This is a genomic window from Oxalobacter vibrioformis (assembly GCF_027118995.1).
Classification (GTDB): Bacteria; Pseudomonadota; Gammaproteobacteria; order Burkholderiales; family Burkholderiaceae_D; genus Oxalobacter; species Oxalobacter vibrioformis.
The window spans coordinates 518,486-538,760 of sequence record NZ_CP098242.1 but is presented as its reverse complement, the minus strand read 5'-3'; the positions used below and the strand labels follow the sequence as shown (position 1 = coordinate 538,760).

At 48.8% G+C, this 20,275-nt stretch carries 19 protein-coding genes; 6 read left to right on the top strand and 13 right to left on the bottom strand.

The window, feature by feature from the left end; all coding sequences use genetic code 11:
• Positions 1 to 28 precede the first annotated feature (28 nt).
• Genes NB640_RS02710 through NB640_RS02695 form a run of 4 tightly spaced genes read right to left on the bottom strand, consistent with a single transcriptional unit; the run spans position 29 to position 4,059 of the window.
• On the bottom strand, positions 29 to 724 hold the full coding sequence (locus tag NB640_RS02710; RefSeq protein WP_269309612.1) for a hypothetical protein: 696 nt from the start codon (positions 722 to 724) through the stop codon (positions 29 to 31).
• 4 nt (positions 725 to 728) lie between these two features.
• Positions 729 to 1,817 (bottom strand): glycosyltransferase, encoded by a 1,089-nt coding sequence (locus NB640_RS02705; protein ID WP_269309611.1) that lies wholly within the window; start codon positions 1,815 to 1,817, stop codon positions 729 to 731.
• Positions 1,814 to 2,854 carry a lipopolysaccharide heptosyltransferase II gene (gene waaF / locus NB640_RS02700; protein ID WP_269309610.1) on the bottom strand — a complete coding sequence of 347 codons (1,041 nt, stop codon included), beginning with the start codon at positions 2,852 to 2,854 and terminating at the stop codon, positions 1,814 to 1,816. Before waaF ends, NB640_RS02705 begins: the two co-directional genes overlap by 4 nt.
• A gap of 26 nt (positions 2,855 to 2,880) precedes the next feature.
• Positions 2,881 to 4,059: a nucleotide sugar dehydrogenase gene (locus NB640_RS02695; protein WP_269309609.1), complete on the bottom strand. Its 1,179-nt coding sequence runs from the start codon at positions 4,057 to 4,059 to the stop codon at positions 2,881 to 2,883.
• Positions 4,060 to 4,257: 198 nt separating this feature from the next.
• On the opposite strand from NB640_RS02695, the gene NB640_RS02690 reads away from it, so the two are divergent.
• A complete protein-coding gene (locus NB640_RS02690) occupies positions 4,258 to 6,171 on the top strand; it encodes an LTA synthase family protein (protein WP_269309608.1) in 1,914 nt (637 codons plus the stop codon).
• A 21-nt stretch (positions 6,172 to 6,192) separates the two neighbouring features.
• On the opposite strand, the gene rng is transcribed toward NB640_RS02690, so the two are convergent.
• The 7 genes from rng to NB640_RS02655 are packed head-to-tail and all read right to left on the bottom strand — an operon-like array spanning position 6,193 to position 12,079.
• The gene (gene rng, locus NB640_RS02685; RefSeq protein WP_269309606.1) at positions 6,193 to 7,656 is read right to left on the bottom strand and encodes a ribonuclease G; all 1,464 of its coding nucleotides are present in this window, start codon (positions 7,654 to 7,656) and stop codon (positions 6,193 to 6,195) included.
• A complete protein-coding gene (locus NB640_RS02680) occupies positions 7,653 to 8,276 on the bottom strand; it encodes a Maf family protein (RefSeq protein WP_269309605.1) in 624 nt (207 codons plus the stop codon). The genes rng and NB640_RS02680 overlap by 4 nt, the downstream gene beginning before the upstream one ends.
• Positions 8,277 to 8,283: 7 nt before the next feature.
• Complete coding sequence (gene rlmH, locus NB640_RS02675) at positions 8,284 to 8,754, bottom strand: 23S rRNA (pseudouridine(1915)-N(3))-methyltransferase RlmH (RefSeq protein ID WP_269309603.1); 471 nt, start codon at positions 8,752 to 8,754, stop codon at positions 8,284 to 8,286.
• 8 nt (positions 8,755 to 8,762) lie between these two features.
• Complete coding sequence (rsfS, locus tag NB640_RS02670; RefSeq protein ID WP_269309602.1) at positions 8,763 to 9,353, bottom strand: ribosome silencing factor; 591 nt, start codon at positions 9,351 to 9,353, stop codon at positions 8,763 to 8,765.
• Positions 9,354 to 10,007 carry a nicotinate-nucleotide adenylyltransferase gene (gene nadD, locus NB640_RS02665; protein WP_269309601.1) on the bottom strand — a complete coding sequence of 218 codons (654 nt, stop codon included), beginning with the start codon at positions 10,005 to 10,007 and terminating at the stop codon, positions 9,354 to 9,356.
• A gap of 24 nt (positions 10,008 to 10,031) precedes the next feature.
• Entirely contained in the window at positions 10,032 to 11,315 is a 1,284-nt protein-coding gene (gene purD, locus NB640_RS02660) for a phosphoribosylamine--glycine ligase (RefSeq protein WP_269309600.1), read from the bottom strand.
• A 32-nt stretch (positions 11,316 to 11,347) separates the two neighbouring features.
• Complete coding sequence (locus NB640_RS02655) at positions 11,348 to 12,079, bottom strand: YebC/PmpR family DNA-binding transcriptional regulator (RefSeq protein ID WP_269309599.1); 732 nt, start codon at positions 12,077 to 12,079, stop codon at positions 11,348 to 11,350.
• A gap of 153 nt (positions 12,080 to 12,232) precedes the next feature.
• Between NB640_RS02655 and NB640_RS02650 the strand changes: the two genes are divergently transcribed.
• On the top strand, positions 12,233 to 13,225 hold the full coding sequence (locus tag NB640_RS02650; protein WP_269309598.1) for a glucokinase: 993 nt from the start codon (positions 12,233 to 12,235) through the stop codon (positions 13,223 to 13,225).
• 27 nt (positions 13,226 to 13,252) lie between these two features.
• Here the strand turns inward: NB640_RS02650 and ispH are convergent, their stop codons facing one another.
• Positions 13,253 to 14,185, bottom strand: a complete 933-nt coding sequence (gene ispH / locus NB640_RS02645; protein ID WP_269309597.1) for a 4-hydroxy-3-methylbut-2-enyl diphosphate reductase — start codon at positions 14,183 to 14,185, stop codon at positions 13,253 to 13,255.
• 153 nt (positions 14,186 to 14,338) lie between these two features.
• On the opposite strand from ispH, the gene radC reads away from it, so the two are divergent.
• Both radC and NB640_RS02635 read left to right on the top strand, forming a co-directional pair.
• Positions 14,339 to 15,013, top strand: coding sequence for a RadC family protein (gene radC / locus NB640_RS02640; protein ID WP_269309596.1), 675 nt, complete (start codon positions 14,339 to 14,341; stop codon positions 15,011 to 15,013).
• Positions 15,014 to 15,365: 352 nt separating this feature from the next.
• Positions 15,366 to 17,243 (top strand): EAL domain-containing protein, encoded by a 1,878-nt coding sequence (locus NB640_RS02635; protein ID WP_269309595.1) that lies wholly within the window; start codon positions 15,366 to 15,368, stop codon positions 17,241 to 17,243.
• Between the two features lie 63 nt (positions 17,244 to 17,306).
• On the opposite strand, the gene NB640_RS02630 is transcribed toward NB640_RS02635, so the two are convergent.
• Positions 17,307 to 17,672, bottom strand: coding sequence for an FKBP-type peptidyl-prolyl cis-trans isomerase (locus NB640_RS02630; RefSeq protein WP_269309593.1), 366 nt, complete (start codon positions 17,670 to 17,672; stop codon positions 17,307 to 17,309).
• A gap of 144 nt (positions 17,673 to 17,816) precedes the next feature.
• Here NB640_RS02630 and NB640_RS02625 point away from each other — a divergent pair, with 144 nt between their 5' ends.
• Positions 17,817 to 18,605, top strand: coding sequence for a competence/damage-inducible protein A (locus tag NB640_RS02625; protein ID WP_269309591.1), 789 nt, complete (start codon positions 17,817 to 17,819; stop codon positions 18,603 to 18,605).
• Positions 18,606 to 18,815: 210 nt separating this feature from the next.
• Positions 18,816 to 20,231, top strand: coding sequence for a type I glutamate--ammonia ligase (gene glnA / locus NB640_RS02620; protein ID WP_269309590.1), 1,416 nt, complete (start codon positions 18,816 to 18,818; stop codon positions 20,229 to 20,231).
• The last annotated feature ends 44 nt before the right edge of the window (positions 20,232 to 20,275 follow it).

The window sequence follows — 20,275 nt, the reverse complement described above, 5'->3', positions numbered from 1 at the left end:
CCAGTAAAAAAGCGCTTTATTTCCGTCATCAGGGGCGGGAATCTTCCAGGCGAATTCTGAGCCGGGCAAACTGGATGGCCGCAATCATGATGAGAACCGGCAAGAAAGCTTCATAAATTTCTTCAAATGAAGAAATGCCCGTATCCCAGAAATTACTGAGGGATACGCCTGTATAACGTTTGTAGTTGTCTGCAAAACGATCAACGAATTTGACAAAAACGGTCAGCATACAGGTTGTGCCGATGGTCCATACCGTGGCATTCAGCCTGAAAAATTCCCGGAACAGGAATCGGGTGTAACGCTTGAACAGGTAAATGGCGATGACAAGCCACATCAGCAGGAAGAGTGCGGTTATGATTTTTTCATGAATCGGATTATTAGGATTCAGAAAAAACCTGATTTTGATGGCGGTGGTATCTGTCTGTGTCAGCCAGTGTTGTATGCCCAGTTCGCGCAACAGCATACCGAGCGTAATAAATTCAAAGAGCCAGAAATTGATGTTCTGCTTCGGGGTATTGTCCTTTGGCTTGCAGACATAAAGGACAATCATCGCCAGGACATAAAGCACAGGGGTGATGTAATCATCCCAGACAAAAGTCATCCAGATGGCGGTATCACGGTCCAGCAGGAGCCAGTTGGCCAGTGGGATGATGCCCATGATAATAATAAAAACAGGCGAAAACAGAGGGTGGTAAAACCAGTTTCTTTTTGATGAGTTGTTCATTGCTTCAATTTGAGTGGTTCAGTACTTTTCTGTAGACATCCAGGTTACCCAGTGTCATTGTTTCAACAGAGAAGTCGGTCATTATACGCTTCCTGCCCGCAGAGCCAAGAGTATGCCTGAGATCAGCATCATCAATCAGTAGTTTGAGCGCAGCGGTCAGGGCATGGGTATCACCCGGTTCGATGAGGATACCGGTCGCGTTTTCCAGAACGGCTTCGGGCAGCCCGCCCGCCCTCGTTGTAATAATTGGCACAGCGGCTGCGGAAGCCTGCAGTAGGGATACTCCGAGTCCTTCCATGTCTGCTGGGTGTGCAAGGATATCCAAACCGCCTAACCACTTGGGAAGATCAGTCCGGAAGCCGGTGAACTGAATAATGTCAGAAAGGTTTTTTTGCTGTACAGCAGATTCAAGCTGGGAACGAAGCGGTCCTTGTCCGAAGCAGAGCACACGGAGGTGCGGGTATTCCCTGCTCAGGGTTTTTATGGCTTCAATCAGGTAGGCATGTCCTTTTCTGGGGATAAGCTGTGCAACAATGCCAATGACGATGGCGTTATCCGGCAGGCTGAACTCTTGCCGCATGGCGGTCCGGTCAACAGCGTGAAGATAGGGGGCTGGATCTACGGCACTACGGACACAGGTGACTTTTTCAGGAGGAACACCTTCCGAGAGAAGAACCTGGCGGATGGCTTCAGAGATGGTAATAACATGATCATAGAGCCGGTATTTCATCGATACCAGCAGTCGTGATTCAGGATTGTCCACTCTCCTTGAAAGGATGCAGGGAGTTTGTGTCAGTTTTGCCGCAATACCTCCCCAGATATCTGCCCCCCTGCGGCTGTGCAAATGGACAATATCCGGTTTGTCGCTTCGTATGACAGCAGTCAACCGGCTGACCAGCCCGATATCTGCATCGCCTTTCATGGGCATTTCATATACCTGTGCGTATTGTGACACTTCCCTGGCGATATCAGCACCGATAGGACATGCGAGGATATTGCTGACGCCCAGCCCAGACAATCCCTTGATGATATACGCTACCTGGCGGGCGCCGCCATAAAAATGCTTGCCGGATTCGACATGGAGTATTTTCATGATTCGCTCTTCAGTGCCGATTCCAGCGTTGTCATGACATTTTCAGGCGTAATTTCCCTCAAACAGTCAAATCGGTCATTACAGGTCGGTTTACGGCGACAGGGAGAGCAGGGGAGTCCCAGCCAGATGACTTTCGCATTGTCGCGGGTTGTATTGGTATAAGGGCAGGTCGAGCCAAACAGGGCAACGGTAGGAATATCAAAAGCAATGCCCATATGGGTCAGGCCGGTATCAACACCAATTAATGCGCCTGCATGAGCAACGATCGCAACCGCCTCAGCCAGCCGGGTTTGCCCGACAAGGTTGATAATATCCTGTGCACCAGAATGAATTTCCTCTGCTGCGACTTTATCTGCCGGGCCACCCAGAAGAATCGGGATTAATCCGGTTTTTTCTTTGACCATTGGTGCCATGTTTTGCCATGCATCGGCAAACCAGTGTTTTTGGGGTCTGGTGGTAAAAGCAGCGAAAACGACATATTTTCCCGGATGCAAACCATGCGCTGCCAGTTTTTCCAGTGCCAGCTTTTCTGATTGGGAGTTAAGGGAAAGCGAGGGAGTGAAGTGATTGTGGTCGAGCTTTAACTGTTCGGCAAGGTATAGGTATTCCGAGCTGATCCGGTGAGATTCTCCAGCCCTGGAAATCACTTTGTTCATCAGCCATTGGCTGCCTTCTCTGGATCCCAGGCCAATACGTACAGGAGCTGAACTCATCCATGCAAAAATACCGCTTTTGAGCAGTCCTTGCAGATCAATGGCAACGTCAAAATGACGGGCCTTCAATTCAGCGCCAAATGCACGTATCTTTTTGATAGCCTCAAGTTTTTTTCCATTCTTCCACAATGATTTCCATTCCGATACGGGCATGACAATGCATTCATCCACATAGGGAGAATCAGCCATGAGCACTTCATTTCCCTTTTCCATGAGCCAGGAAATGTATGCATCCGGATAGGTTTTTTTGATAGCCTCTGCAAAAGGTGAAGCAAAGACAATATCACCTATGGCGGATGCACGGACTATCAGCACTTTTTTCACAGGTTCTCCGTTACCTAGGTGTGCTGTTAATTATCCCCAAAGAGATCTCTGCTGTAGACCTTGTGTTCCACATCCCGGATTTCATCGGTTACACGGTTGGCAACGATGATATCTGCTTCTTGTTTGAAAGCATCCAGATTATTGACTACCCGGGAATTGAAGAACTGTGGTTCCTGCAGGACAGGCTCATAGACAATAACTTCAATGCCTTTGGCCTTGACACGTTTCATTACGCCCTGAATACTGGATGAACGGAAATTGTCCGAGCCGGCTTTCATGACGAGACGATAAATGCCGACAACATTGGGCTTTTGTTCAACAATACGGTCAGCAATAAAATCCTTGCGGGTGCGATTCGATTCGATAATGGCCTGGATCAGGTTCTGGGGAACCTGGCTGTAATTGGCCAGTAATTGCTTGGTATCTTTGGGAAGGCAATAGCCGCCATAACCGAATGACGGATTGTTGTAGTGATTGCCGATTCGGGGATCCAGTGCAACACCTTCGATAATCTGCCGGGAATCAATGCCAAATGAGGCGGCATAGGTATCCAGTTCATTGAAATAGGCTACCCGCATTGCCAGATAAGTGTTGGCAAAAAGTTTGATCGCCTCTGCCTCGGTTGATTCTGTCAAAATAACAGGAGTATCTTTGTCGATCGCACCCTCTTTCAGCATGTTGGCAAACTTTTCTGCGCGCTCAGAGCGTTCGCCGACGACGATGCGGGACGGATGCAGGTTGTCATAAAGTGCTTTGCCTTCACGGAGAAATTCCGGTGAAAAAACCAGGTTGTTACATTTCAGTTCGCTGCGCATTCTGGTGGTATAACCCACGGGAACCGTCGATTTGATAATAATCAGCGCGTCCGGACAGTAATGGATAGCATCGCGTATGACGCTTTCGACGGAATGCGTATTAAAGTGATTGGTTTCCGGGTCATAGTCCGTCGGCGTTGCGATAATCACATAATCCGCATTTTTGTAAGCATCTTCCTTGTTGAGGGTGGCCCGGAGGTTGAGTTTCCTATTTTTGAGATAATCTTCAATTTCAGCATCAACAGTGGGTGATACTCCTTTGTTGAGCATTTCAACTTTTTCCGGAATGACATCCAGAACCACGACTTCATTATGCTGGGCAAGCAGAACGGCATTGGACAAGCCAACAAATCCCATTCCTGCAACGGTGACTTTAACGGGTGAATTCATTTGGACGATTACTGAATAAGTGGATGGGCCGATTTTGCCGGCATTCTCTACAGAATGGTAAGTCTGCCATTATAAAACAAAAGGTTGCATAAAACAGCGTGGGTTTTTCAGGATTGGGGAGTCTTCGGTATGACTGGTTGCCGTCTTTTTATGCAGGGAATGACGATATAATCAGTTCTTTTCTCATTATCTGTTTTCATGCGCCAGCCACTTCGCTTACGTTTATATCGTCTTATCCAGGTGACAGTGATTACCTGGGCCATGTTTTTGCTGATGCGCCTGTTTGACTTCTGGTGGAACAGACCGGAATTTGCGGATTATGCCTGGAAGGAAATCCGGCAGGCACTTATGCTGGGCTTTCGTTTTGATGCGTCCGCCCTGGCACATTTGATGGTGGTGCCGGCTTTACTGGTTATTCTTCCTTTACCCAAAATCCTGGATAAAAGACGCTGGTATCTGGCAGTGCTGGTACTCTTTTTGACAGCTGCCCCGCTTTTTGCGATGGGATGGATTGATATTGAACTGGTTCGGTTTGTCAAAGCCAGAATGACCGTCAGTACGCTTTTTCTTTTCAGGGAGGGAAGCTTCAGTTTTTCGGACTTGATGGGAAATTATGCTTTCCTCATCGTGTCAGGCTTTTTTTTCTGGTGTTTGTGGGCTTATTGTCTCTGGAAGATAGCGCAAAAAGCCACAGTGGAGAATGAAACAGACCGGCTGCGTTTTTCCCTTTACTGGGTATTATCGCTGCTTGTGATTATTGCCTGCCTGGTTATCGGTATCAGAGGCGGGATCAAAAACTCAAAGCCCATAAGAATTGTGGATACCTACCCCGATCTGCAGCTCGGAAACTGGGCATTGAATACACCTTTTACCTTCATTAAGGAGTTGCGCTCCACTCCTGTGACGGGAAAAGTGTATTTTGGTGACATGGAGAAGCTGACTCCTTATCTGAATGGCTCGGTTGAGACATCTTCTGTTATGGAGGGACATCGTCCCACCAAACCACAGAATATCGTGGTTTTCATGATGGAAAGTCTTTCGCAGGATCACATGGGGAAGGTGAATGGCCAGAAAGGATTTACCCCTTTTATTGATGAGCTGGCTGAAAAATCACTTTTTTTCCATGAAGGGTATGCCAATGCGAATCGTTCGATTGAGGGGATACCTGCTGTTTTGGGGGGGATACCAGCATTGGGAACCGATCCTTTTCTCGTTTCTCCCTATGCAAATGCCGAATTTGAGGGATTGGGCAATGCGCTTTCCGAGCAGGGGTATTCCACTGCTTTTTTTCATGGCGGGAAAAAGGGAACCATGTTTCTGGATAAATTTGCGGTCAGGGCTGGGTTTCAGCAGCATTTTGCCAAGGAAGACTATCCCAATCCCGCTGATATGGATACCTCATGGGGTGTTTTTGATGAGCCGTACTTTCAGTATGTCGCAGGTAAACTGGATGAAATGCACGAACAGGGCAAGCCATTTGCTGTCGGGGTGTTTTCCCTCACGGCACATTTTCCGTTCAATATACCGGAACAGTACAAAGGCAAACTGCCTGAGGGTCCCATTCCAGTGTTGCGATCACAGGCTTATGCGGACCTTGCCCTGCGCCGTTTTTTTGAAACAGCAAAAAACAAGCCATGGTACAAAGATACGCTTTTTGTAATTACTGCAGATCATGGTACGCACATGCATCTGGAAAATTACAGGAAAGATCCTTTAGGGAGTTGGCGGATTCCTATCCTGTATTTTCATCCGTCTGTGCAATTGCCACAGGTAAATACAGCACAGCCGACACAGCAGATCGATATATTGCCTTCGATTCTGGATTTTCTGGGTATTTCCTCAGACAGGATGAACCCGCTTGGCCGGTCAGTATTCAAGCCCGGGCCACGCACTATTGTTGTAAGAACCAATGCAGGCATGTACAGCATATCGGAAAATGCCGTGATTTTTGAGGCGAAAAATGGTGAGAAGCCGGTTGGTTATAACAGGGGAACAACAGACCTACTTCAGGATGTGCCTGAAGAACTCCTTTTGCGTGGACATGCTGCCATTGAGTTTTACAACACCGGATTAAAGCAGAGGCGCCTTTATCTTCCCAAGGACAAAAAATAGCGGTTGATATTTTGCTCGAGGTTACATCAGGATGACATCATACTGATCCTGCAGGAAAGTGTTTTCAACCTGCAGGGAAATAGGTTTGCCGATGAGGTCCCCCAGCGTGGCAAGATACTGGGATTCTTCTTCCAGGAACATATCGATAACAACCTGGGATGCGAGAATCCGGAATTCCCGGGGACTGAAGCGCTTGGCTTCGCTCTGAATATCCCGCATGATTTCATAGCAGACAGTCCGGGGTGTTTTGACCTGCCCGCGTCCCTGGCAGACAGGGCAGGATTCGCAAAGGATATGTGCCAGTGATTCGCGGGTGCGTTTGCGTGTCATTTCAACCAGGCCCAGCGCGGAAAATTCACTGACAGATACTTTGGTCCGGTCATTGGCCAGTGTTTTTTTCAATTCTTCCAGAACAGCATGGCGATGCTCCTGGCTTTCCATATCGATGAAGTCCAGAATGATAATGCCGCCCAGATTACGCAGGCGGAGTTGCCGTGCGATGGCATGGGCGGCTTCCAGGTTGGTTTTGAAAATGGTGTCATCGAAATTGCGCCCCCCCACAAAACCACCGGTATTCACATCGATCGTTGTCATGGCCTCTGTCTGGTCAATGATCAGGTAGCCGCCGGATTTCAGGTCTACCCGCTTTGCCAGCGCCAGTTGGAGTTCATCTTCTACGCCGTGCAGATCAAAAAGTGACCGATCACCCTCGTAGTAGGTGAGGCGCTGAAGGATGTCCGGTGTATAGTTGCTGGCAAACTCGCGCAAATGGAGATAGTCCTCATAAGAATCGATCTGGATGCTGCGGGTTTTTTCATGAACAAAATCCCGGAAAACCCGCTGGGCGAGACTCAGATCCTGATAAAGGAGGCAGGGGGAAGCACTTTTATATGCAGTATCCTTGATGGAGCTCCATAATTTTCGCAGGAAATCAATATCGTGTTTGAGATCGTCATCTGAAGCGACTTCAGCCATTGTCCTGACGATATAGCCGCCTTTTTCATCTTCCGGCAGCAGCGTTTGTACGCGGCTTCGTAAAAGCTCGCGTTCGGTTTCATCCTGGATGCGCTGGGAGATGCCAATATGCGCTTCCTGTGGAAGGTAAACCAGCATCCTGCCGGCAATGGATATCTGTGTGGAAAGGCGCGCACCTTTTGTGCCCAGTGGGTCCTTGATCACACGGACCATGACGGATTGTCCATCGGAAAGCATTTTTTCTATCGGGGCAGGTTTTTCTGCCGAGCCGTCAGCATGGTTGGCATCCCAGATATCGGCAATGTGAAGAAAAGCGGCACGTTCCAGTCCGATGTCAATAAAGGCGGATTGCATGCCTGGCAGAACGCGAACGACCTTCCCGAGATAGACATCGCCAGCCAATCCGCGCGTCTGCGTTCTTTCAATATGCAGTTCCTGGGTGGCGCCCTGTGAAACAACAGCAATCCGCGTTTCTTGTGGGGTGATATTGATCAGGATATCTTCAGTCATGGGATATCAACACCTGCCTCTCGTAACAGTTTTGTCGTTTCATACAGCGGGAGGCCGACGATGCCGGAGTAGCTGCCGGAGATATGGGTGATAAATTTTGCTGCCAGACCCTGTATGCCATAAGCACCGGCTTTATCGTAGGGCTCCAGCGTATCGCAATAGTGATTGATGATTTCATCAGACAGCACCGCAAAGGTAACTTCCGACTCCTGCAATTCCTGCAGTAACTGGTCGTTTTTTCTGATTGTCACGCAGGTGAGGACTTTATGGGTTTTTCCGGATAATTTATGCAGCATGGTTGCCGCCTCGTTTTTATTCTGGGGTTTACCCAGTATGCTGTTATCAAGAACAACCGTGGTATCCGCTGTCAAAACGGGGCGCGGAAGAAGGCGCCGCTGTTCCAGGGAGTGCCAGGCGAAATCCGCCTTTTCTTTTGATATGCGCCGGACATAGTCCTGCGGTAATTCACCGGGAAGGACGTCTTCATTTACCACATCAGTGTTTTTTGGGTCTTTTGAGCCCAGAAAAAGCAGCTCAAAATCGATGTCGATCTGGCGCAATAATTCGCGGCGGCGGGGACTTTTTGATGCAAGGTAAATTTTTCTGTCCGTTTGCCGCATGAATCAATCAGCTCCTATGGTAAGGGTGGTTTTTGGTGATGGACCAGGCACGGTATAGCTGCTCGGCAAGCAGTACCCGTACCATGCCGTGAGGCAGGGTCATATTGGAAAGCCGGAACAGGTCATCGGCTTCTTTTTTAAATTCGCTATCCAGGCCATCAGCGCCACCAATCACGAAAACAACATCACGGCCTTCCTGCTGCCATTTTTCCAGTTCCTGTGCCAGTTGCATGGTTGTCACATTTTTTCCATGTTCATCCAGCGCTATGACGCGGGCGTTTTTCGGCAATGCAGATTTTATCCGCGTGCATTCCGCAGCCATAACGGACTCTGCCGACCGGTTTGATGAACGGTCGACAGGCCTGATTTCTTTCAGGTTGAGCTTGCATTCGGAAGGCATACGTTTTTCGTATTCCTTGTATCCGCTTTCGACCCAGTCAGGCATTTTGTTTCCAACGGCAATAATAAACAACTGCATGGATAGTGTTATTCAGCTGGCTTTTTTCTGGTTCCTGTTTTTTTCGGTGCAACAGCAGGACTTTTCACTGTCTTTTTGGGAGCAGCGGCAGTTTTTGATAACGCAGCAGTAGATTTTTTTGCTGTTTTTGGCTTTTCTGCCGTACTGGTAGCGGCTTTCTTTACTGGCGTAGCACGTTTTTTCGGTGCAGCGGCTTTCCCTGCAGGTTTAGCAACTGCTGTTTTGCTTTTTACGGTTTTTGGCTTGGCTGTTTCTCTTGCCTTATCCAGGTCAATTTTTTTGCCGCCCCATATTTCTTCCAGTTGGTAATAGGCACGGATAGGGGGTTGCATGATATGGACCACAATATCCCCCACATCAACAAGCACCCATTCACCGGCATCTTCACCTTCCATGCCAACGACAGTGCCTCCGGCCTGGCGCACCTTGTCGCGAACAGAGGCGGCAAGTGCCTTCGTCTGACGGTTTGATGTGCCCGATGCAATCACCAGACGATCAAACATGCTCGTCAGTTTGCTTGTGTCAAACAAGGCGATATCAACAGCTTTGACATCTTCCAGTGCTTCAATAATGATAGTCTGCAGTTTCTTGATATTCATTTAATCCCTGTAAAGATTATTTTTCACGATATAGTCTAGCACTTTGGCCGGGACAAGCGGATGATATGTGTCTGAACGCCAGGCATTTTTCCGAATTTCGCTTGCTGAAATATCAACATCCATGCTTTCGGCAAGACAGGTATGTCCACAGGGTGTGTTTCTGATTTCATCAGGATCTGCAAGGCGGCTGAAGAACAGGTCATACACCTCTTGCGGGAGGGTGGAAGGTTCAAGCGTAAATCCGGGGCGTGAAGCAACAGCAATATGGGCAAAGTCAACAAGCTGTTTCCATTGATGCCAGGTATTCAGGTTAAGCAACTGGTCTGCGCCTACAATGAAAACCAGTGAAATGTGATTTCCGGTTTCAGTACGAATAGCGCGAAGGGTATCGATCGTGTAACTTGGGCCTGAGCGTTCTGTTTCTTGCCGGTCTATGGTGACAGAAAGCAGACTGGCTTCAAACGCCAGCCTGAGCATGTCAATTCGCTGTATGGCAGAGGCGTGAAGTGCAGGCTTTTGCCAGGGATTCCCTGCTGGAATCAGCCTGAGCATTCTGGTCTGAAACAGATGACAGAAATATTCTGCTATGGCGATATGTCCCGCATGAACCGGATCAAAGCTGCCGCCTAAAATGACGATGCAATCAGCTGACAAATAGCCCCCGTCGGTTTGTTTTCATTATCCCTTCGCCGGCAGTTTTTTCGTCGCTCTCCAGCCGATATCCTTGCGGTACTGCATGCCATCAAACCGGATCTCATCAATCGCATCATAGGCGATTTTCTGGGCCATGCGCATGGTGTCAGCCAAGCCAACAACACACAGTACCCTGCCGCCCGAAGTCAGGAGTTTGTCCTGGATATATTGTGTTCCGGCCTGGAAGACCACACAGTCTTCGTTTTCCTTTGGAATGCCGGTGATTTCCTTTCCCGTAACAGGCGTATCCGGATAACCTTCAGATGCCAGCACGACACCCAGCGCCGTTCGCCGGTCCCATTGCAATTCAATTTTATTCAGCGTTCCATTGACAGCATGTTCCATGACATGAAGCAGGTCACTTTTCAGGCGTGCCATGATGGGCTGGGTTTCCGGGTCACCCATGCGACAGTTGAATTCAAGCGTCTTTGGGTTGCCGTTTTTGTCAATCATGATGCCTGCATAGAGAAAACCGGTATAGGTGATGCCATCCTTTGCCATGCCATTGACGGTAGGCAGGATGATTTCGCGCAAAATACGTGCATGCAATGCCGGTGTGATGACCGGGGCGGGGGAATAGGCACCCATGCCCCCCGTATTGGGGCCCTGATCCTGGTCTTTCAGGCGTTTATGGTCCTGGCTTGTCGCCAGCGGCAGGATGTTTTTTCCGTCCACCAGTACAATGAAGCTCGCTTCCTCACCTTCCAGAAATTCCTCAATGACAACCCGTGCACCCGCTTCTCCGAACTTGTTATCCGAGAGCATCATGTCCACTGCTTCATGCGCTTCATCTTCCGTCATTGCCACGATGACGCCTTTTCCGGCTGCCAGTCCGTCAGCTTTGATAACAATCGGAATACCCTTGTCACGAATATACTGATGAGCTGCTGCCGCATCGGTAAATGTCTGGTAATCAGCAGTTGGAATGCCATGCCGTTTCATGAAAGCCTTGGAAAAATCCTTGGAGCTTTCCAGTTGTGCTGCTTCTTTGGTCGGGCCAAATATCTTCAGTCCGGCATCCCGAAAAATGTTGACAACCCCAGCAGCCAGAGGGGCTTCAGGACCGACAATGGTCAAACCAATACCTTCTTCCCTGACAAACTCAACCAGTTTTTCCGGGCTGGTAATGTCAATGTTGACCATGTGCGGATGGCGTGCAGTGCCACCATTGCCTGGAGCGACACATACCACCTGGGTTCGTCTGGACTGGGTCAGTTTCCAGGCCAGGGCATGTTCACGGCCACCAGAGCCGATTACCAGAATTTTCATCAGTTTTTTTATAAAAGAATTAAAAGGTTTTTTTACTCATCATTTTCAATGACGGCATTGGTATACACTTCCTGCACGTCATCAATATTTTCAAGGGCGTCCAGGAGTTTCTGCATTCTTTGCGCATCATCTCCGGAAAATTCGGTTTCCGTTTCCGGGCGCATGATAATTTCCGCCACTTCCGGCTTGAAACCGGCATTTTCCAGCGCTTCTCTCACCTGGGTGAAATCAGCCGGGGTACAGAGGACTTCAATACCGCCTTCCTCATCCGTAATGACATCTTCTGCACCGGCATCCAGCGCGGCTTCCATGAGTGCGTCTTCATCGGTTCCCGGCGCAAAGAACAATTGGCCGCAGCGCTTGAAAAGAAAGGCAACAGACCCTTCTGTTCCCATGTTTCCGCCAAACTTGTTGAATGCGTGGCGCACATCGGCAACGGTTCTGACGCGGTTGTCTGTCATGCAATCAACGATAATGGCAGCGCCATTGATGCCATATCCTTCGTAGCGGACTTCTTCGTAATTTACCCCTTCCAGATTGCCGCTGCCGCGTGCGATTGCCCGGCTGATGTTTTCCTTTGGCATATTCGCATCGGTTGCCTTGTCAACGGCAATGCGTAACCGTGGATTGGCATTTGGATCACCGCCACCCATCCGGGCGGCAACAGTGATTTCCTTGATGATACGTGTCCAGATTTTGCCGCGTTTTGCGTCAGCAGCGGCTTTTTTATGCTTGATATTTGCCCATTTACTATGACCTGCCATTGTTCCTCTTTCGCTGAAATGTTAGGTGTAACCGGTTGGAAATTTTAACATAATGCCACCATCAAATCAGCCGGTTTTCAATAAAGTGCAGGGTGATACGTTATCATTTATCCTGTAAAAAGCATCAATCCGGATTTGAAAATAGGAACAGGGATGAATATAACCGGTATGACTGACCATTTTCCCCGCCTGCTGGCTGATATCGGCGGCACCAATGCGCGTTTTGCCATTGAGACAATGCCAGGCGGTATTGAAGTCATGTCGATTTATCCGAACCGTTCATTTTCAGGCCTGGAAGAAGCGCTGGAGAAGTTCCTGTCACAATCCGAAGCGGTTGCTGCCGGTTCGAAGCACATACGGCATGCCGCCATGGCCATCGCCAACCCCGTTACGGGGGACCGGATCAAAATGACCAATTCGGCGTGGGCTTTTTCGATTGAAGCCGTCCGGAAAAAATTTGATTTTGACACGCTGCTTTTCATCAACGACTTCACGGCGCTGGCAATGGCGCTGCCTTTTATGGCACCGGAAGCATTAAAGCAGGTGGGAGGAGATGATCCCGTTGCCGACCAGCCAATTGGTCTGCTGGGTGCCGGAACCGGTTTGGGCGTTTCAGGCCTGATTCCCTGTGGTGAGGTCTGGGTGCCGCTTGAAGCGGAAGGAGGGCATGCGACATTTTCGCCTTTCAGTGAACGGGAAATCGAGTTGTTGCGTCTTGCCAAAAAACAGTATCCACACGTATCAGCGGAACGTTTCATATCCGGGATGGGACTGGAGCTGATTTATCGCCTGATCATGGAAAGCCGGGGCAGGGATGCTGATCCGCTTCGTGCAGCCGATATTACGGCCAAAGCGCTGTCAGGAGAATGCCGCTGGTGCGAAGAGGTCGTCGAAACATTTTGCCAGATGCTGGGCACGGTGGCCGGCAACCTGGCGCTGACACTGGGTGCAAGAGGCGGAATCTATATCGGGGGAGGGATCGTGCCACGATTGGGGGAACGCTTTTTTGCATCAGGATTCAGGCAGCGTTTTGAAGAAAAAGGGCGTTTTTCATCCTACCTGTCCCATATTCCCGTTTACGTCATACAGGATACGTTTGCGGCATTGACAGGTGTTTCAGCGATGCTTTCGCGGCACCTTGGCTGATTACTTTCTTAGGGGTGTTAACACACCCTATCGCCTTCCCAGTCCGCGTGGTACCGGAAATGACAGGTTTTCCGTGATGCCTTCCAGTTCTTCTATGGCTGTGACGCCGTGTTTCTGAAGCATTTCAATGACTTCCTGAACGAGGATTTCCGGTGCGGATGCGCCCGCTGTCACGCCGATTGCTGTGTGCCCCTCAAGCCATTGCGGATCAATTTCCGAGGCGTTATCCACCATATAGGCTGTTACCCCCTTCCTTTCAGCAACTTCTCTTAACCGGTTGGAGTTTGAGCTGCTGGGACTGCCGACAACAATAATCAGGGTGGCGATTTCGGCAAGCTGTTTGACTGCGTTCTGGCGATTGGTTGTGGCATAACAGATATCGGCTTTCGGCGGCTCGATAATGGCGGGGAAATGGGCCTTGAGGGCCGCAATCACATCCGTTGTATCTGCAACGGAAAGCGTTGTCTGTGAAACGTAGGCAAGCCGGTCCGGGTTATTGACATCCAGTTCAGGGATGTCTTCAACGCTTTCGACAAGGTACATGCCGGTGTCAGATTGTCCCATCGTGCCTTCCACCTCAGGATGGCCGCTGTGTCCGATGACAATAATTTCCCGGTCTTCCTGCCGCATCATGGAGACTTCCATGTGGACTTTTGTCACCAGCGGGCAGGTTGCGTCAAATATCCGGAATCCCCGTTCTTTTGCTTCGCTCTCAATAGCTTTTGAAACACCATGTGCCGAAAAAATAAGGGTGCTGCCATTCGGAACATCATCCAGCTCTTCGATGAAAATAGCGCCTTTTTGTTTGAGGCTGTCCACGACATGGGTATTGTGGACAATTTCATGGCGGACATAGATGGGCTGGCCAAAAAGTGCCAGTGCACGTTCAACTGTGGCAATCGCACGATGCACACCGGCGCAGAATCCTCTTGGCTGTGCCAGAAACAGTTTTTTATTCATGATCTTTCTGCAACAGGGATAAACAATATCGGGGGTATTTTCACGAAAGCCATTTACAATAGGCGCAGCATTGGCTGATGCTGCCGAATAACGACATCATAATCGAATGGCGGCCAGGGCAATATCCTAACAGATAAGGAGCTGAAAACCGTTATGGCAATTACAGACTGGCCGGAAGGCGAAAGGCCAAGAGAGAGGTTGATAAACGAAGGGCCCCGTCATTTGTCGGATGCCGAACTGCTGGCAATTTTTCTGCGTACCGGATCACATGGCAAAAGTGCTGTGGATCTGGCGCGGGAGATCATGAAACATTTTGGTTCCTTAAAAGAGCTTTTCGCTGCGCGTCTGCCCGATTTCAAAGAGGTAAATGGCATCGGGCCCGCTAAATATGCGCAGTTACAGGCCATTCTCGAATTATCCTGCCGTCTTTTATCCGAAGATATGGAGTCCGGTATTGTGCTGAGTTCGCCCAAGTCGGTGAAGGATTATCTGCAGCTGTCGCTCTGTGAGCGCTCCTATGAGGCTTTTATCGTGCTGTTTCTGGATGTGAAAAACCGCCTGATAGAAAGTGTGGAGCTTTTCCAGGGGACGCTCTCTCATACAAGTGTTTATCCCAGGGAATTGATCAAGGCTGCGCTCACACGAAATGCCGCCAGCGTGATACTGGCGCATAATCATCCCACCGGTACGACCGAACCCAGTGAGCAGGACAAGTTGCTGACAAAATCACTAAAGCAGGCGCTTGACCTGGTTGAGGTGCGTCTTCTCGATCATTTTATTGTTGCCAGTTCAGGTATTTATTCCTTTGCCGAGCATGGGCTTCTCTGAATGACCGGGCACAGCCCCTGTCCGTTCAATTAAAAAACAGCGGTTTCCAAGCTGATATTTCATATCAGCTTGAAGGAAATGTGAGAGTGCTTTTCCTGGGGAGGGCTTTTTTGCGAAAGTCTTTACGACATCTGATTGAAATGTAACTTTCCTGAAAGAAGGATGGTGCCGCGGCTCATCCCTGCGACGGCTTTTTCCAGTTTTTTCGTCAATACACGCTTTTGTCATTATTTTGTCTTATTTGAGGAATATATATAGGAACGCACCTCATTGATATTGACAAATAGCAATACGGCTTTCTCATAGCCCACACTGCAAAAATGCAAAGATAAAAATAATCAAAGGAGTAATCATGAAACCTCAGGTCAGGGTTCAAAACAGCGTTCTGGATGCTGGTGGCGTCAAACCCGTGTCATTGCTGACAGAGAGAAAAAATTTTGCTTGTGAAGCATTCAGCATTGTGCCCGGTAAAGAATCAGGAGAAATTCTTGCAGAGACACAGTATCGGATTATAGACAGGATTATTGAGGGGAAATATATCCATCCGGTATATCAGCCGGTCGTATCGCTGGCAGACGGAAAAATTTTTGGTTATGAAGCGCTTAGTCGGATATCCAGCAAGGAACTGGAAATGAATATTGAGCAAATGTTCAGAGTGGCAGACAGAATGGGAAAATTATGGGAGTTGGAAACACTGTGTAGGGCAAAAGCCATGGAAAATTTTGCTCACAAGGACGGCGAAAGAAAACTTTTCCTTAATGTCAATCCCAATATTATTTACGATAAAAAGTTTACCCAGGGATTTACAAAAAGCTGCCTGGAAGAATTCGACATGAATTCAAATGCAATTATATTTGAGATAACCGAGCGGGCCTCAGTTATTGATAATAATGCGTTTCTGGGAGCAATTAACCATTATAAAAAGCAGAATTATGGGATAGCTATAGATGATGTTGGCGCGGGTTATTCCGGGCTCAATCTGATTGTGGACGTAAAACCGGGTTTTATGAAACTGGACATGAATCTGGTCAGAAACATTGACCGGGATAAAACGAAGTTTTTATTGTGCAAGGCGATGGTCGATTTCTGCAAGGGTTCTGATATTAAACTGGTTGCAGAAGGAATCGAAAGCGAGGAAGAATTAAAGACACTGATAAAACTAAGGGTGGATTACGGACAGGGGTATTTTCTGGGCATTCCGCGAGAACTGTTTGACGGTATTGCGCCGGAAAAAACAGAGATGATCAAGAAATACCACTCAAAAAGGTACAGTGAAAATGTAAAAAGCTCGATTTATCCCATCATCGGATATTTATCCCAGCCTGGATATACTTTTTCTTCCGACGAACGTGTCGAAAAAATTTACGATGTGCTGAGAAATAACCCTGCCATTACTGAATTTTCTGTTGTTGAAGAGGATCGTGCCATCGGTTTTGTAACAAGAACATACCTGAATGAAATGTTTGGCGGCAGATTTGGCTATAGCCTCAATTCAAAAAGAAACATTCAGGATCTGATGATGTCGAATTTTTTGAGGGTGAACTACTATATGCCAATAGATCTGGTGTCACAGCTTGCAATGCAGAGGCCTTATGACCAGTTGTACAACCCGATTGTCGTGGAAAAGGAAGGCGAATATGTGGGCATGGTTACCATCAAGGAATTGCTTGATGCCTGCACAAAGATAGAGATTGATGTGGCGGTGCACTTGAATCCCCTGACGAGACTGCCCGGCAATCTTCTGATCGAACAGGAAATCCTGCATCGGATATTTGACAACAAGCCATACTGCATCACGTATTACGACATTGATAATTTCAAGGCATACAATGACGCATACGGTTTTGAAAACGGTGATTTAATGCTTTCGCTTGTTGCCGATACGCTTAAGGAATGTGCGGTTAAAAATGAATTTATCGGGCATATCGGAGGAGATGACTTTATCGTCATCGGTGATTATCACGAAGGCGAAAATTATTGCGCTTCCGTAATAGACCGGTTTTCTTCAAGGGTTACTTCGCTTTATCGTGATGAAGACCTGAAAAACGGGTGCATCATATCCAAGAACCGGCACGGCATGACAGAAAGCTTTCCCATTGCAAGCCTGTCCATTGCCGGAATCTCAAATAAAAAATATGTGTATCAGAATATCGACGAGTTTTCGCAGGATATTTCCCACCTCAAGAAAAAGTGTAAAAGGAAGGTGGGAAATTATTTCGAGATATTATGATGAGGACAGTCGGGGTTTGTGATGGCAGTTTGAGGCAGTGTCTCAGGAAGTGACCAGCAAATTTCAGACTGTCAGTTTCAGCAGTTCTATCTCAAAGACCAGATCTGCATGCGGGGGAATGACGTCGCCTGCGCCGTGTGCGCCATACCCCATGCTGGACGGAATCCGAAGGGTGCGCTTACCGCCTACCTTCATTCCCTGGAAGCCTTCGTCCCATCCGCGAATGACATAGCCAGCGCCCAAAGGGAAGACAATCGGTTCGTTGCGTTCCCGGCTGCTGTCAAATTTTTCACCTGGCGAGCCGTCCGGATTCAGGAGCCATCCGGTATAGTGCACTTCGACAGAAGCGGCTTTGGTTCCTGCTTCGTCACCTTCTCCCACAACGTCATCCCGGTATTCCAGTCCGTTTTCCATTTTGATAAAAGTCATTTTCTCTCCTTGCATTTTGTTTTTTTCCTGATGCGAAGTATATACGCTGTTGTTCATGATAGTCTCTTTTTTCGGATTTATGCCATCATGTCGGTTTGGGAAACAGGAATATGTCCCGGTCAATAAACAAGGGGAGTAAAAATAATGGCTATCGGGCTCATCATCATTGGCGATGAAATCCTGTCGGGAAAACGCACGGACAGGCATTTTTCTGCGGCTATCGGGATGTTGAAAAAAAGAGGAATGCAGCTGGACTGGGCAGAGTATCTGAGCGACGATCCCCAAAAAATTACGGCAACATTACGCCGTACGTTTGCAACTGGTGATATGGTGTTTTCCTGTGGAGGAATCGGTGCCACACCGGACGATCACACCAGGCGATGCGCCGCACGGGCATTAGATGTGCCGCTGGTATTGCATCCTGAAGCCAGGGAAAAGATCCTTGAGCGTATCAGGGATTTTGCTCTCCAGCACGGACGTCCGGTCGATTATGATGCGCCGGATAATCTGCAGCGGCTCAGGATGGGGGAGTTTCCCGAAGGCGCAGCGATTATTCTCAATCCGGTAAACAAGATACCGGGGTTTTCTGTCGGCACGCATTACTTTTTTCCGGGATTTCCGGAAATGGCACACCCCATGATGGAATGGGTTCTTGATACTTACCATCAGGCGGATTTTTTCCGGATTGAGCATGTGGAAAAATCCGTTACGGTTTATGGCGCAGTAGAGGCCATGATGACGCCCATGATGGAGGAAATAGAACGGGAGTTTCAGCAGATCAGGGTTTTCAGTCTCCCTCATATCGGAATGCCCGGTGGCCGTAGTTATGTCGAATTGGGGGTGAAAGGTGCCTCTGCCGAAGTGGATGAGGCATTCGCCCGGCTGCAGGAAGGTTTGCGACAGATCCATGCAGAATATGAAATAAACCCTTAAAACCGCACTAAAATGGTGCGGTTAATTGGTTGTGCGCCAATTTGGTGCGAGCTGATTCAGGCAAAGCGGGTTTCAGTACAAAAACAGTGTCATTGGGGACTGGAAAACTGGCATGATTTTTGCTTATATATAAAACAGAACGTCACGCCTGGTGTGTGATGAACGATAAAGTGCTGACCCAGCGTTACATATATTTTTAGGAGATTGAAAATGGCTAAAACGCCCGAAAAGATCATGGACATGATCAGGGAAAACGAAGTCCGTTTTGTGGACTTCCGTTTTACAGATACCCGAGGTAAGGAACATCATGTCAGTGTGCCGGTGTCTGCTTTTGATCTGGACAGCTTTGAAAATGGCCATGCTTTTGACGGCTCATCTATTGCAGGATGGAAGGGGATAGAGGCATCCGATATGCTGCTGATCCCTGATCCGGCATCAGCCAATATGGACCCGTTCATGGAAGACGCGACCCTTTTCATGCAGTGTGACGTCATCGAGCCTTCGGATGGTAAAGGGTACGACAGGGACCCACGTTCCATCGCCAAGCGTGCAGAGGCGCATTTGCGTTCGTCCGGCCTGGGCGATACGGCTTTTTTCGGGCCCGAGCCGGAATTTTTCATCTTCGATGGGGTGCGCTGGGGGGATGACATGTCCGGCTGCTTTTTCAAGATCGACTCGGATGAAGGCTTCTGGTCAACGGGCGTGAAAACGGAAGGCGGCAATATGGGGCACCGTCCGAGGGTAAAAGGGGGATATTTCCCGGTACCGCCAGTGGACAGTTTTCATGATATGCGCTCGGAAATGTGCCTGCTGTTAGAGCAGATGGGTATTCCGGTTGAAGTGCATCATCATGAGGTGGCCGGTGCGGGCCAGAATGAGATTGGCACTCGCTTTTCCACATTGGTGGAAAGGGCCGATTGGACACAGAATCTGAAATACATTGTCTGGAATGTTGCGCATACATACGGCAAGACAGCGACTTTCATGCCCAAGCCCATTGTCGGGGATAATGGTTCAGGTATGCACGTGCATCAGTCTGTCTGGAAAGATGGACAGAATCTTTTTGCCGGTGATGGCTATGCCGGCCTTTCAGAATTTGCCCTGTACTACATTGGCGGCATTATCAAACATGCCCGTGCATTGAATGCCATCACCAATCCGGGCACCAACTCTTACAAACGGCTTGTCCCGGGCTTTGAGGCGCCGGTGAAGCTGGCTTATTCAGCCCGCAACCGTTCGGCATCCATCCGTATTCCGCATGTGACCAATCCGAAAGGACGACGTGTCGAGGCGCGTTTCCCTGATCCGCTGGCTAATCCGTATATGTGCTTTGCCGCCCTCTTGATGGCAGGGCTGGACGGGGTGCAGAACCGTATTCATCCGGGTGAGCCGGCATCCAAAGACCTGTATCATTTGCCACCGGAAGAGGATGCGATGATTCCGACCGTCTGTTCCTCCCTGGAACAGGCGTTGGAAGCGCTCGATAATGACCGGGAATTCCTGACCCGCGGCGGGGTATTCAGCAACAGCATGCTGGATGCCTACATTGAACTGAAAAAGCAGGAAGTCGAGCGTTTGCAGATGACCACGCATCCTGTGGAGTTTGATATGTACTACTCCCTCTGAAGGAAAGCATACCAGTGGGCCAGAACAGGTGGAACCGGACAGGA

Bases quoted from the DNA above. Each gene is read 5' to 3' on its own strand.
- ispH (WP_269309597.1), bottom strand. From the start codon at position 14,185: ATGAATAAAAAACTGTTTCTGGCACAGCCAAGAGGATTCTGCGCCGGT.
- NB640_RS02705 (WP_269309611.1), bottom strand. From the start codon at position 1,817: ATGAAAATACTCCATGTCGAATCCGGCAAGCATTTTTATGGCGGCGCC.
- NB640_RS02680 (WP_269309605.1), bottom strand. From the start codon at position 8,276: ATGCGGCAAACGGACAGAAAAATTTACCTTGCATCAAAAAGTCCCCGC.
- rng (WP_269309606.1), bottom strand. From the start codon at position 7,656: ATGACTGAAGATATCCTGATCAATATCACCCCACAAGAAACGCGGATT.
- purD (WP_269309600.1), bottom strand. From the start codon at position 11,315: ATGAAAATTCTGGTAATCGGCTCTGGTGGCCGTGAACATGCCCTGGCC.
- NB640_RS02650 (WP_269309598.1), top strand. From the start codon at position 12,233: ATGAATATAACCGGTATGACTGACCATTTTCCCCGCCTGCTGGCTGAT.
- rsfS (WP_269309602.1), bottom strand. From the start codon at position 9,353: ATGAATATCAAGAAACTGCAGACTATCATTATTGAAGCACTGGAAGAT.
- NB640_RS02710 (WP_269309612.1), bottom strand. From the start codon at position 724: ATGAACAACTCATCAAAAAGAAACTGGTTTTACCACCCTCTGTTTTCG.
- NB640_RS02635 (WP_269309595.1), top strand. From the start codon at position 15,366: ATGAAACCTCAGGTCAGGGTTCAAAACAGCGTTCTGGATGCTGGTGGC.
- NB640_RS02630 (WP_269309593.1), bottom strand. From the start codon at position 17,672: ATGACTTTTATCAAAATGGAAAACGGACTGGAATACCGGGATGACGTT.
- NB640_RS02690 (WP_269309608.1), top strand. From the start codon at position 4,258: ATGCGCCAGCCACTTCGCTTACGTTTATATCGTCTTATCCAGGTGACA.
- radC (WP_269309596.1), top strand. From the start codon at position 14,339: ATGGCAATTACAGACTGGCCGGAAGGCGAAAGGCCAAGAGAGAGGTTG.
- rlmH (WP_269309603.1), bottom strand. From the start codon at position 8,754: ATGCAGTTGTTTATTATTGCCGTTGGAAACAAAATGCCTGACTGGGTC.
- glnA (WP_269309590.1), top strand. From the start codon at position 18,816: ATGGCTAAAACGCCCGAAAAGATCATGGACATGATCAGGGAAAACGAA.
- NB640_RS02695 (WP_269309609.1), bottom strand. From the start codon at position 4,059: ATGAATTCACCCGTTAAAGTCACCGTTGCAGGAATGGGATTTGTTGGC.
- NB640_RS02625 (WP_269309591.1), top strand. From the start codon at position 17,817: ATGGCTATCGGGCTCATCATCATTGGCGATGAAATCCTGTCGGGAAAA.
- NB640_RS02655 (WP_269309599.1), bottom strand. From the start codon at position 12,079: ATGGCAGGTCATAGTAAATGGGCAAATATCAAGCATAAAAAAGCCGCT.